This window comes from Nostoc sp. UIC 10890, assembly GCF_054786515.1.
This window is the reverse complement of record NZ_JBSGKF010000001.1, coordinates 175,505-187,792: the sequence shown is the minus strand read 5'-3', so window position 1 is coordinate 187,792 and position 12,288 is coordinate 175,505. Positions and strand designations below refer to the sequence as shown.

The 12,288-nt window shown below is 43.7% G+C and carries 10 protein-coding genes; 3 read left to right on the top strand and 7 right to left on the bottom strand.

Going from position 1 to position 12,288, the window contains the following annotated elements:
- Nucleotides 1–128: 128 nt before the first annotated feature.
- The 6 genes from aepY to ACWATR_RS00780 all read right to left on the bottom strand — a co-directional run bounded on the left by aepY (nucleotide 129) and on the right by ACWATR_RS00780 (nucleotide 8,008).
- Nucleotides 129–1,289 carry a phosphonopyruvate decarboxylase gene (aepY, locus tag ACWATR_RS00805; RefSeq protein ID WP_460328576.1) on the bottom strand — a complete coding sequence of 387 codons (1,161 nt, stop codon included), beginning with the start codon at nucleotides 1,287–1,289 and terminating at the stop codon, nucleotides 129–131.
- Between the two features lie 122 nt (nucleotides 1,290–1,411).
- On the bottom strand, nucleotides 1,412–3,067 hold the full coding sequence (gene aepX, locus ACWATR_RS00800) for a phosphoenolpyruvate mutase (RefSeq protein ID WP_460328573.1): 1,656 nt from the start codon (nucleotides 3,065–3,067) through the stop codon (nucleotides 1,412–1,414).
- Between the two features lie 192 nt (nucleotides 3,068–3,259).
- Entirely contained in the window at nucleotides 3,260–4,015 is a 756-nt protein-coding gene (locus ACWATR_RS00795; protein ID WP_460328571.1) for a phosphocholine cytidylyltransferase family protein, read from the bottom strand.
- A 219-nt stretch (nucleotides 4,016–4,234) separates the two neighbouring features.
- Complete coding sequence (locus tag ACWATR_RS00790) at nucleotides 4,235–4,831, bottom strand: CDP-alcohol phosphatidyltransferase family protein (protein ID WP_460328569.1); 597 nt, start codon at nucleotides 4,829–4,831, stop codon at nucleotides 4,235–4,237.
- Nucleotides 4,832–5,437: 606 nt separating this feature from the next.
- On the bottom strand, nucleotides 5,438–6,718 hold the full coding sequence (locus tag ACWATR_RS00785; RefSeq protein WP_460328567.1) for a vWA domain-containing protein: 1,281 nt from the start codon (nucleotides 6,716–6,718) through the stop codon (nucleotides 5,438–5,440).
- Between the two features lie 12 nt (nucleotides 6,719–6,730).
- Nucleotides 6,731–8,008 carry a vWA domain-containing protein gene (locus tag ACWATR_RS00780; RefSeq protein ID WP_460328565.1) on the bottom strand — a complete coding sequence of 426 codons (1,278 nt, stop codon included), beginning with the start codon at nucleotides 8,006–8,008 and terminating at the stop codon, nucleotides 6,731–6,733.
- Nucleotides 8,009–8,246: 238 nt separating this feature from the next.
- Between ACWATR_RS00780 and ACWATR_RS00775 the strand changes: the two genes are divergently transcribed.
- The 3 genes from ACWATR_RS00775 to ACWATR_RS00765 all read left to right on the top strand — a co-directional run bounded on the left by ACWATR_RS00775 (nucleotide 8,247) and on the right by ACWATR_RS00765 (nucleotide 10,480).
- Entirely contained in the window at nucleotides 8,247–8,909 is a 663-nt protein-coding gene (locus tag ACWATR_RS00775) for an ATP-dependent Clp protease proteolytic subunit (protein ID WP_460328563.1), read from the top strand.
- A gap of 125 nt (nucleotides 8,910–9,034) precedes the next feature.
- Nucleotides 9,035–9,646: an ATP-dependent Clp protease proteolytic subunit gene (locus ACWATR_RS00770; protein WP_460328560.1), complete on the top strand. Its 612-nt coding sequence runs from the start codon at nucleotides 9,035–9,037 to the stop codon at nucleotides 9,644–9,646.
- Nucleotides 9,647–9,859: 213 nt separating this feature from the next.
- On the top strand, nucleotides 9,860–10,480 hold the full coding sequence (locus ACWATR_RS00765) for a J domain-containing protein (RefSeq protein WP_069072493.1): 621 nt from the start codon (nucleotides 9,860–9,862) through the stop codon (nucleotides 10,478–10,480).
- Nucleotides 10,481–10,777: 297 nt separating this feature from the next.
- Here the strand turns inward: ACWATR_RS00765 and ACWATR_RS00760 are convergent, their stop codons facing one another.
- The gene (locus ACWATR_RS00760; protein ID WP_460328557.1) at nucleotides 10,778–11,977 is read right to left on the bottom strand and encodes an aminotransferase-like domain-containing protein; all 1,200 of its coding nucleotides are present in this window, start codon (nucleotides 11,975–11,977) and stop codon (nucleotides 10,778–10,780) included.
- Between the last annotated feature and the right edge of the window lie 311 nt (nucleotides 11,978–12,288).

Sequence of the window (12,288 nt, the reverse complement as noted above, 5' to 3'; positions counted from 1 at the left end):
ATTTGTCATTTGTCATTTGTCATTGGTCATTTGTCATTGGTCATTGGTCATTTGTCATTGGTCATTGAGCATTAATAAATAAAGAGTTTGTACTTTGAATTTATTAATTACGAATTACGAATTACGAATTACGAATTACCAATGTGTTTCATGAAGCGTTGTAAAACTGCTTCCGGGGTAAGGTTGGGTCTGGGTAGCTTTTCTAAAGTTCCGGGACGGATTTTTAAATGAGCGAATTTAGGTCTATTGTTAGCATCTGCGGTAAATAAGGCATCTAAAAGCGAAGGGTCGTCTCCGGCTAATGTCACGCCGTAACCGCACGCTTCGGCAATTTTGGCAAAGGAGATACCCGCAGAGACGGTTGCTTGTGCGCCTGTGGAATCGTGGACTTCATTATCTAAAAGAATATGGGTTAAGTTAGCACCGCCATAAGTGCCGATGGTAGCAAAATTACCCATTCGCATCAGTGCTGCCCCATCGCCATCAATGACTACTACCTTGAGGTCTGGACGTGCTAGAGATAATCCCAATCCCATTGAGGAAGCGCAGCCCATCGAGCCGACCATATAAAGATGATTGGCGCTGTCTTTACTAGCAAAGAGTTCGCGTCCCGTATATCCGGTGGTGGCAATTATTACAGTGTTTTCTGGATCGGTAAGTTCCACAATCCGAGCTAATGCTTCGCTGCGAGAGACGCGTTGTTCTTTGTGATCCCGAAAAAAGCTTTGCTGAATATGAGTGCTACTACTATTTTCTCGTTCGGGGATAGAAGAACGGGTGAGGGCATGGGGGGCAATTGTTCCCTTACGCATAATTAGAGCATAAGGTCGGCGCTCTTGTTGCATGTAAGCTGTGGCTCTTTGCAAAACTGGTTCTATCTCTGCTGCATCTGTGGGAAAAAATTCCCAAGGTATAGTAATAGTTTCCAACAATTTATCTGTGATTTGCCCCATTAATTCATGTTGCGGTTCATCTTGTAAATTGTGATCGCCTCGCAGGGTACAAATCAGCAGCAGCGGAATCCGAAAGATATAAGCTAGGGAAGTTAGCGGGTTGACTGCATTCCCCAAACCAGAGTTTTGCATCATCACCACCGCTGGTTTACCAGCAATTGTGGCTCCCGCTGCGATCGCAACAGCATCTCCCTCATTGGCTGCGGAGATATATCTAAGTTGAACGTCATTGATGACGTAGTTAATAAAAGGCGTGAGAAAAGAACAGGGTACACCGGTGTACCACCCAAAGCCAAAATTACGCGCAGCTTCTACAAATTCTTCTGCCTGGATCATATTAAGGGGATTGGGGATTGGGAATTAGGATTGGGAGGAAAGATTATTATTTCAGCTTTAGAACACAAAGACAAAGCATCAAGCTTAAAACTTCCTATTCTCCAGTCCCCAGTCCCCAATCCCTATCGCTTCAATTGAAAAGCAAGGTCAAGATCATCTAAAGAATTAACATCTAACCAGTTACCGCGAATATAAAGTACCTTGATTGGTTTTCCTTGCTCGATTAAATAATTGCATAATTCTGGCAAACCCAAACTGTTAAAATCCGGTCGTTTTTGCAAATCATTGAGTGCTTCACTCAGCCATTCTCTACCTTGACTCCGCAGGCGCAGCATCCCAATCCACCGTCCGCTAGACTTTCCTAATTGCGTTTGTGTTGTTTTAGAAACGCCCAATAAGTTGACATCTTGTCCAAACAAAGAAAGGTCGTCTGGAATTGAGCAATAGGCGTAGTCAGGTGAACCGCTAACAGACTTGTTGTTTGTCACAGAATCAACCACAGCTACAATTTCTCCGGGACATTCTAATAAATCTCGCAAGATGTAGCTTCTAAATAGTAAATCGCCGTAAAGCACCAGCATTTCTTCGCCAAAGCTGGTTTGAGCTACGGCTAAAGATGCTAATTCTCCCGTTGTTTCATAATCTGGGTTGCGGATGACTTTAGTCCCCGGAACATTAATCGTTTCTGCTTTATAACCTGCGACAACAGTAATATCGTTGATAGCAAGTTTCTTAAATTTGTCCACCAACAACCTGAGTAGAGGTTTACCTCCAAGGGGTAACATCACTTTTGGTTTATCTTGCGTCAATCCTGCTAATTCTTTTCCTCTGCTAGCAGCCAGAACGATCGCTTGAGTATTTTGTCGTCCGTTGTTAAAGTAGCGTTTTTCAGCTTCTATGAGTTCATCCGCCCCTTGTAGCCGGAAAATTTCTTTTACGGGAGCAATATCATCTTCAATGTTGATTAAAGTTTCGCTGGCTTTTACTTCACGTGCGATCGCTTGCATACTAGCAACAGCAGCTCGAATCAGATGGTTTGCCCAGATGACCAAATTCACTTCAGCTTTGCGAAAGACATCAGTAGCCGTGCTGTAATATTTAGTCGGTATAATCACTAACGGCGAACGACCCGCCCATTCTTTAGCAAAGGCTAGTACTTGATCAGGACGCGATGATTTACTGTGAATCAAGATCGCGGTTGCTCCGGCAGCGTGGTAAGCTTCAGCTCGGCGCATTGCCTCTGAGAGATCCCACCCGGCAATCAAAGCTTCTAGTCGGGCGACGATGCAAAAATCTGGGTCTGTCTGACTATCTTTGCCTGCCTTAATTTTGCCGCAAAATTCATCAATATCAGCCAAAGCTTGGCGACTACCGTTGATGAAACTGTTGGTTTTAGGAAAAAGCTTATCTTCAATACAGACTCCAGCAATACCTCGCTGTTCTAACTTCTTAACTAGACGACGCATATTATTAAAATTGCCATAACCCGTATCCCCGTCTAACAAAATGGGGATACTGGTGACATCAGACATAAACTCAAGCATTTCCACAATTTGAGTCCAACTGGCTTCATTATTATCTCGAACGCCATATTGAGCCGAAAGGGCTAATCCACTCGCCCAAATTCCTTTAAATCCAGCCTCTTCCACAATGCGGGCGCTAATCCCATTGTGAGCTTCCATGATGAAGTCGAGTTGAGGCGATTCTAGTAATACCCGCAATTGGGCACACTTATTTAATTTTGCAGCGGTATCAATGGGTGCAAATATTTGATGCATCTATTCTGCTTTTCTCAACCTAGTATAATATTGCGGTTCTCAATTACATGGAATACAAGACCTAACCCCCAGCCCCTTCCCTACAAGGGAAGGGGGGTAAGATTTAAAGCCTCTCTCCTAAAAGGAGAGAGGTTTGGAGAGAGGTCAAACTGTAATGTATCCAAACCAAAACCACTATAAATAAAGATATTTTCAGACATTTTCTGCGACTTCTATCTGAGGTAAAATCTCGTTTTGGGCACGTTGAATATCCTGGGGAAAATCGATTTCGAGCCAAGGTAATCCAGTGATGTCTTCATAGCCAAATGTTTCTGGAGTTTCTAACAGCAGATCCCGAATTACTTCTTCATAAGGTTCATTATCCAATCCGTCTGTAACATACTTTTCTGTATGAGTAGCAAGACGGTGAGCAACAGCATTTCCAAAACGAAAGAATCCCACTGACTCGCCGGCAAAATCATAAGTCAAACCAAGAGCTACTTGTTTGCGAAACTCTACTAGATAATTATCTCTGACACAAAGCTTCACGGGTTCATCTCCCGGTTCAAAATCCCGATCCAGCAAGAAGCTGTTGGGTATATTTGTCTTTACCAGTCGTTCGATGATGCGGCGATCGCACAACACGTCTGCATCCATTAATAGTATGTCATCGCCAGTAGCTAAATGTTGACGTAAAGTCCAAAGGCTGATTACACTACCTTTAGTGTAGTCAGGATTATAAATTGTACTGACCCAATTTTCGGCTCCTAATACTTTGATTTCATCCTGAATTCTTTCAGCTTGATAACCCACAGCAATAACTACTTCGTCAATCTGATAATGACGGAGATAGTTGAAATGGCGCTCTAATAGAGATTTGCCGTTAAATTTCAATAAGCATTTGGGTTGGATTTGCCCGTCTTTACCTAAGCGTCGTCCAACGCCAGCAGCTAATATAATTGCCTTCATCGTCAAGTCACCAACAGAGCTACGACACCAGTAAATTTGGAAATTTTCCCAGTATTTTATAATGACTGTATTTTGCTCAATTGAACATATATTAACTAATTCTTAACATGGAAGAAACAGTAACTCTGTATCGCCCTACTGGGCCAAAAGAGCTAGAACTGGTTAAACAAAGTGACTAGACCAAATGACCACCGAGATTACCTGAACAGCCAATTTTGGTTAAGGCTGCGGAAGTGCCCGAAATTGCCAAATTACCCACACAGCAAAAGCTGGTGCCCCAATTGTGGCTGCCATTAGTAACGGCTCTAGTCCATTTAGTAAGGTAACTATGGGAAACAAATACAACACATCTTCAATGTCAAACCCGGCGAAATTTGGTTGACGGCTGGCGTGTTTACCTAAACGCTGTTCCATTTGGTTTCGCAAATGAAATATACAAGCAACAGACACGCCAGATACTATCCCCATCAGCAACGCCCACCAACCAAATTTTCCCTCCCTAAGACCATATCCAATACACACAAACAAAAGAATATGGATGATGGCATCACTAGCTAGATCATACTGATGTCCCCATTTGCTGGTTTTGCCACTTAAACGAGCTAATTCACCATCTGTGTGATCTAGAAAGTTAGATAAAGCAAACAACCATGCCCCAATGTTAGCCCAAATGACATCGCCAACTGCGATTGCAATGGCAGCCGCCAACCCAGTTACAAGTCGCACTGTGGTGAGATGATTGGGATTTACCCAACTGTCTTTTAGAGGTCGAACTAGCCAGTAAGCAAGTTGAGCATCCCAAGGCTTTTTGGTCATAGATGAACTTGAATTTTATGTGGTCTTTGAATATGTATAACACTGACAACTACCACATCTGTCTCAAGATATAGATTTTTATTTTCACTGGTCGCGGAAGTTACCAGATAGGAAGGCAATGGGCAATGGAGCGATCGCTTACTATAGCTCTATCCAAATGTTCTATTCTTTCATGGTTCATTGTCATTAAAACTAATTTGTTGATAATTAAATAGAGTGTGTCGCACAAAGTGGCATAACTTAATCGATAGAAAGAGTCTTAGCGCTAACTTAAACTCGTATATCAAAATTTGAATTTTACTTTTTAGGAAAAATTTCACTCTTCCTCTATATAAACATACTTTTATAGACTCAAATTTTGAATTAGTTTAGTATTAATAAATAATGATTTAGCTTATCTGAAGCTAAATCATATTATTCAGAAATAATTTATTAATTTTATTTATCATATTATCGATTTTTCCAATCATCTATGTCATTTTGAAATCTCTCTTAGTTTTTATTAGTAAATAAGGTGCGTTTCCCCTATGGTCAGAACAAACCATACCCACATGATCAATGCCAGTAGTTTTCATAAAATTTAGGAGTTAAGAGTTATTTAAAAGACTATTCCTGTAAAACGGTCTTTGATACAATCCTAGTCTTCTTCAAGTCTGCTTCTGAAAGTTCTTCGCCAGCTTGCAGGCGAGTGGCAGAAGTTTGCAACACTGTCGCTGCACCTTTATCTCCAATTTGTAAAGCGGTTTTAGCTGCTGTTTGCAGCATCGTGGCTGCACCAGTGCGATCGCCTTGTTGCAATTTCGCCTCGGCTAACTGGGTTTGGCGATACTTCGCTAATGCTAAAATAGACTGTTGTACCTGGGGATTGGATGTTGGTTGATACGCCCGAACTACATCTGCATACACTGGCATGAGGGCCGAAAGTAAACCTTCTTCATTAACTAACGGGTCATCATAACGAATTTGCAGATGCCCGATCACTTGTTTCCCTTCTGGCAACTGTCCCAGATAAATGTTAGCCAAAACTACCCGTTCTACATCCTGCATCAAATCTCCCAAACGCACAGCAAAGCTACCATCAGCTTCGGGTTCCACTGGTAACTCGATTGTGTCTGGGGCAACTTGGGCAATGGGTTTCAATTCTGCTAATCGGACATTGGGCACTAGAGATAATAGCAAGTAAGCATTAGTTAGCCCAATCGATTGAATCCGCCCAAACAGGCGGCTAAATTGCTCCACAGCTTGTTCGGGACGTTCAATATGAGCTAAAGTCCCACCTCCGACATCGGCAATGTTTTCTAGCAAATCCTGATTCCAGCTATTGCCAAATCCAAAAGTGTTGATAGTTAGGTTCAGCTTGGCAGCCTTTTGCGCCAGTTTAAGACAGCGTTTGTTATCATCTCGCCCAATATCCCATTTCCAAATTCGCAAACCGCTTTCACCATGCCCATCCGTCAGCAGAAATGCTTGGGAAACAGCGCCTCTTGTACCCTTCATCAGTTCTGTAATTCCCAGTTCCAAACCATCAGCGATCGCAGTACCGCCGCTAGCAGTCAATTTGCTTTTGATTTGAGATTTGATGCTTTCGGGGTCTTCAATTGCTTGGTTGGGGATAATGACTTCCGCAGTACCGGAAAAAGCCACAACTGAAATGCGATCGCCTACTTTCAACCGATCGATTAATCCTTCCACTGCTTGGATCACCGTTTTGATCGGTTGTCCATGCATGGAACCACTTCTATCCAAAATCAAGCAGAGGTTAAGGGGAAGATTTTGATCGGACTCACCAGCGATTGCAAAAATTGTCATTGCCAGTTGACGTTGGCTACTTGTTTGAGCCACATCAACATTATTGTCATTTAACGCCGAGAGCAATTTAACTTTCATCTAAACCTGAGTTTACTGGGGAGGGGTATCTTGCAAAACTGTTTTCGAGACAATTCTGGTTTTCTTGCGATCGCTTTCAGATAAATCTCCGCCAGCTTGTAGCTGGGTGGCAGAAGTTTGCAACACCGTCGCTGCACCAGTATCTCCCATTTGCAGCGCGGTTTTCGCAGCCGTTTGTAACATCGTCGCCGCACCAGAGCGATCGCCTTGTTGTAATTTCGTCTCGGCTAGCTGGGTTTGACGGTACTTCGCTAATGCCAAAATAGACTGTTGCACCTGGGGATTAAGGTCTGCTTGGTAATTTTTCACTACATGGGCGTAAACTGGGATATTTGGTGTAACTAAACCTACCTTGTTCGCGGCTGGATCATCGTAGCGGACTTGCACATTAGCGATCGCTTGTTCACCTGCTGGCAATTGTCCCAAATAAATATTAGCTAAAATTACCCGTTCTGAATCTTTCATTAAATCTCCCAACCGCACAGCGAAACGTCCATCAGCTTCTTGTTGCAGTGGTAACTCAATTGTGTCTGGGGAAACTTGGGCAATCGGTTTGAGTTCCGCTAGCCGGACATGGGGCATTAGGGACAATAGCAGATAAGCATTGGTCAATCCCACCGTTTGAATCCGGCTAAACAGACGATTAAACTCATCCACTGCCTGTTCGGGTTTTTGAATATAAGATAAAGTACCTAAACCAGCATCAGCAATTTTTTCTAAAACATCTTGGTTCCAATTGTCACCAAATCCCAAAGTGTTTAAAGTCAAATTATAACTAGCAGCCAATTGGGCAAATTTCAAACAGCGGTTGTTATCACCATGTTCATTTTCCCCATCGGTTAATAGGAAAGCTTGAGAAACAGTATCTTTTTTGCCCTTTGCCAACTCCTCAATCCCCAAACGCAATCCTTCATCAATCGCAGTTCCACCATCGGCATTGAGGCGATTAATTTGCTGTTTGATTTTCTCTGGATCTTCGACACTTTGACTAGGTACTAAGACTTTGGCACGGTGATCGAAAACTACAACACTGAGGCGATCGCCAGGATTGAGTCTATCTACCAGACTATTCGCGGCTTTTTTGACCGTTTCTAGCGATCGCCCGTTCATCGAACCACTATGATCGAGAATTAAGCATAAATTCAGGGGTACATTCCGATCTTGAGTCTCTGCGTTGACGAAGCCCGCCGAAGGCATCGCCGAAATCGAAATTCCCAACTGACGTTGACTATTCAGTTGATTCGCGTCCAAATTACCATCATTCAAGGCAGGCTGCAAATTAACCTTCATAACTCAGAGTCCCTATTCAGGATATACATATTAATAAATAACTTCAAAGCACTACTTTAACTCTACGGAAAACCTATCCAACATAAATACACTAATATAATCAGAATATCTTAGAAGCCAAGCATTGGCAGATGCGAAGCCGCCTTCAGCATTAGGGAGAAATCCGCACCTTGAGGAAGACTGGCATCGCGCTAGGATGTATTACAGTTAACGGCATAGTTTCAGGCGATCAGTTGCTATGGACATTTCCCCAATCAAAGCTGTTCAAGCCCCATATTACGGCGATAGCTCTTACCGGACACCACCGCCAGATTTACCTTCCCTCTTATTAAAGGAGCGAATAGTCTATATTGGGATGCCACTGGTGCCTGCTGTCACGGAATTAATCGTGGCCGAATTGCTATTTTTGCAATCCGACGACCCCGAAAAACCGATTAAAATCTACATCAACTCCACCGGCACTTCCGGTTACAGTGGCGAACCTATTGGCTTTGAAACCGAAGCCTTCGCCATCTATGACACCATGAAATATATCAAGCCTCCCATCCACACCATCTGCGTCGGTTCTGCAATGGGTATGGCAGCAATGCTTCTCAGTGCTGGTACAAAAGGCTGCCGCGCCAGTTTGCCTCACTCCTCGATTATCCTGCATCAGCCCAAGAGCTACGCCCAAGGTCAAGCAACGGATATTCAAATTCGCGCTAGGGAAGTTTTGGTAAATAAAGGAGCCTTAGTTGATATCTTGCATCGCACTACTGGACAGCCTCCAGAAAAAATTACTAAAGATATGGATCGGCTGTTATACCTAACACCTTACGAAGCGAAGGAATACGGACTGATTGACCGAGTTTTTGAGAAAGAAGAACTCGCCAATCCCCCACTTCCTGCCAGTGTCCTTTAATTTAGTTAGGAGTTATAAGTTAGGAGTTATGAGTTATGAGTTATTGAAAACTCCTCACTCCTCACTCCTAACTCCTAACTCCTAACTTTCCCACCGCCCCCAAATTATTAAGAACGGAGTAAATTATGCCTATAGGCGTTCCTAAAGTTCCTTACCGGATGCCCGGTGGACAATATACAGATTGGATTAGTATCTACGATCGCCTTTACCGGGAACGGATTATATTCTTGGGGCGAGATATTGATGATGAAATTGCCAATCAAATTATCGCTGTAATGCTGTATCTGGACTCAGATGATCCAGGTAAAGATATTTATATATACATCAATTCTCCCGGTGGGATGGTTACATCTGGCATGGCTATTTTTGACACCATGCAACATATCAAATCAGATGTAGTGACTATTTGCGTCGGTTTAGCTGCTTCAATGGGGTCTTTTTTGCTGGCAGCTGGCACAAAAGGCAAACGGTTAGCATTGCCTCACTCACGGATTATGATTCACCAGCCATCTGGTGGCACCCGTGGACAAGCAACTGATATCGAAATTGAAGCTAAAGAGATTCTTAGGATTCGTCACCAGCTTAATGGCATTTATGCTGATAAAACCGGTCAGACCATAGAAAAAATTGAAAAAGATATGGATCGTGACTTTTTCATGTCTGCTCAAGAGGCTAAGGAATACGGTTTAATTGACCGTGTAATTGAAGACCGAACCTCTGTATTGACAGGGGAATAGGGAGGCAGAGGGGCAGAGGGGCAGAGGGGCAGAGGAGCAGGGGAAGAATAATTAATTGCCCCATTCCCAATGCCCCATTCCCAATGCCCTTCCCAAAACAAACTGTCAACATTGAACTTTAAAATAGCAAATTAGCCCTTATTATTAATAGTTCAGGCTTAAAGCTCATAGCTGGTAGCCCCTATCTCGATATTCGATAGCTCATAGCTCAAGATGGATCTTGGAGATTGCTACCGTTTACTAGGTTTAAGATCGGGAGCTTCTTTTGCTGACATCAAAGCGTCTTACCGACGGCTGGCGCAGCAATATCATCCCGATATCAACCCAGATGACAACAAAGCCAAAGATAAGTTTATTGCCTTGACAGAGGCTTACAAACTCCTGCTGACGGTAGTACTGCCAGAGGAAACTGTTGCCCATTCAAGTCATGTGTCAACTGCGCGTAATGACACCAAGGCAACGCAGCGGCAGAAAACACCAGTAACAACGGTGACAAGCCAAGAATCAGGGAAACCAAAGCCGCCGAATCTATTGGAAATAGAAGAACGGCTAAAGTGGAAGACTTATGAACAATTGCAGCGATTTTTGCAAGAAAGACGATTTCCGCAAGCGATCGCTCTGGCGGAAGCTTTAGCAGATCGCTTGTCAACAGATGCAGAAGTCCGCCAATGGCTAGCGATCGTCTATCAAATTTGGGGACGGGCGCTAATTTCCGAAAAACAACTGCTCAAAGCCAGAATTTATCTCAAAAAAGCTCTGAAGACAGACCCCCATAATAAAACTCTCTGGTATGAAGTCCAGCGCGATTTCCAACGCTTAGAACAAATTTTTTAAGTTTACAAACTTTATCGAGGATGTTGGAGGCAGATAGCGTAGCGTTAGCGAGTCCGCGAGCGTCGGGCAGGAGGCAGGAGTAAGACTGCCCGACGCCTTGCTTTTCTGTAAGAGTACGCGGACTCGCTAATGCTGCGCTATCTGCCTCCTGCCGCGAACAGAGGGAGCAAGAGTTTAAGACCCCACTGTTGCGTCAGCTTTCCGAAGGGTACGAGAGCTTATACCTGCCAAATCATCCAAGGATTCAGCCCCAAATGATTTGTTCCTCCTGCCTCCTGCCTCCTGCCTCCTGAAGAATTACCGCCATCCGCGCAACACTGCTCCCAAAACAGCGATTCCCTCAACAATCTTCTCGGTTGGTTGAAAGCTAAAAGCTAACCTGATGGCATCATCTCCCTGTCCATTGGCATAACAGCGAGTCCCTGATAGAAAGCTGATGCCATGTTCGTTGGCAGTGTTTAGTAGTGCTGTGGCGCTGATATCTGGTGGCAATTTACACCAAACGAAAAAGCCCCCATCTGGTCGCAAAGCAACTACATCACTGGGAAACTCGTGAGCGATCGCTTCTAACAACAAATTACACTTATGCTTGTAGCAAGCGATTAACTCCTGAATGTGATCATCTAGTTTGCCTGTAGCACAGTAGCGGGCAACCACATGGCTGACAAACGGCCCCACTGGCCCCTCACTTTTGAACATTGCCAACCGCTCAATAATTGCTGGATCGCCGCAAGCCCAGCCCAGGCGGATACCAGGCGCAATAATTTTTGAGAAGGTATTCACGTATAAAACCCACCCCTCCTTGTCAAGGGTTGCCAAAGGAGGCACAGCTTCCCCTTGGAAGCGCAAATCGCTGTAAGCATCGTCTTCTACTACCAACACGCCATACTCTGCCGCCAGTGCTACCAGCTTTTGGCGGCGAAATAACGGCATAGTAGTGCCTGTAGGATTATGAAAGGTGGGGATAGTATAAATAAACCGGGGTCGAATGCCCTGTTTCTTCAAATCGCTCAAAGTTTCTTCTAATGCGTCCACATCCATCCCCGACTCATCCACAGGAATGGTAATTACGCGTGCGCCAGCATGGACAAATCTACTAACCACTCCCAAGAAGGTTGGCCCTTCCACAATTACTATGTCGCCAGGTTCGATAAATACATCTGGTAGCAAGCCCAAAATCTGACCAGAACCGTAGCCAATGATCAGGCGATCGCGATCGGCAGCGATTCCTTTAGCCTGCAAGCGGAGGATAATTTGTTCATACAATTGGGCAGAAGGTGGCCCGTAATTCAGGGCGATCGGAGCCTCTTCTGCCAGTACAGCAGCACTTGCAGCAGCCAAGTCAGCGTGGGGAAAGAGAATTGGGTCAGCTAAACCGTAGGCAAAGCTAACAGTAATAATTTTGGTTAACTCAGTGCCGTAAGTTGGTGGTGTGAGGTTTCTAGCTCGTTCGGCGAATAAATCAGTAATTTGGTAAGTAGAGGTGGTGAGAGCCATACAGAGCGAGTTGTCTTCTAGGTTTATGAATATATCAGCATTGCCCGCAAGAAATACTGATAGTCAGCTTTATTCTAAATCTGAACAATGCTACCGTGTTTTCTAAGTAAAGTTTAGTTTTGTCTAATGTCTCATCAATATCTCGACGAGCAAAAATTTTAGACTATTTTTGAATCGATAGTTTATCATCTTCTAGTATTTTCAATATTTTGACTTATTCAAAAGCTAAAAAACCTACCTTTTGTGTCATAAATGATGAGTAAATAAGTGATACATGAAAATATTCATATTAATAACCTATACACAATAAT

Excerpts from the sequence above, each read along its gene's own strand:
- aepY (WP_460328576.1), bottom strand. The coding sequence starts at position 1,289 with ATGATCCAGGCAGAAGAATTTGTAGAAGCTGCGCGTAATTTTGGCTTT.
- aepX (WP_460328573.1), bottom strand. The coding sequence starts at position 3,067 with ATGCATCAAATATTTGCACCCATTGATACCGCTGCAAAATTAAATAAG.
- ACWATR_RS00795 (WP_460328571.1), bottom strand. The coding sequence starts at position 4,015 with ATGAAGGCAATTATATTAGCTGCTGGCGTTGGACGACGCTTAGGTAAA.
- ACWATR_RS00790 (WP_460328569.1), bottom strand. The coding sequence starts at position 4,831 with ATGACCAAAAAGCCTTGGGATGCTCAACTTGCTTACTGGCTAGTTCGA.
- ACWATR_RS00785 (WP_460328567.1), bottom strand. The coding sequence starts at position 6,718 with ATGAAAGTTAAATTGCTCTCGGCGTTAAATGACAATAATGTTGATGTG.
- ACWATR_RS00780 (WP_460328565.1), bottom strand. The coding sequence starts at position 8,008 with ATGAAGGTTAATTTGCAGCCTGCCTTGAATGATGGTAATTTGGACGCG.
- ACWATR_RS00775 (WP_460328563.1), top strand. The coding sequence starts at position 8,247 with ATGGACATTTCCCCAATCAAAGCTGTTCAAGCCCCATATTACGGCGAT.
- ACWATR_RS00770 (WP_460328560.1), top strand. The coding sequence starts at position 9,035 with ATGCCTATAGGCGTTCCTAAAGTTCCTTACCGGATGCCCGGTGGACAA.
- ACWATR_RS00765 (WP_069072493.1), top strand. The coding sequence starts at position 9,860 with ATGGATCTTGGAGATTGCTACCGTTTACTAGGTTTAAGATCGGGAGCT.
- ACWATR_RS00760 (WP_460328557.1), bottom strand. The coding sequence starts at position 11,977 with ATGGCTCTCACCACCTCTACTTACCAAATTACTGATTTATTCGCCGAA.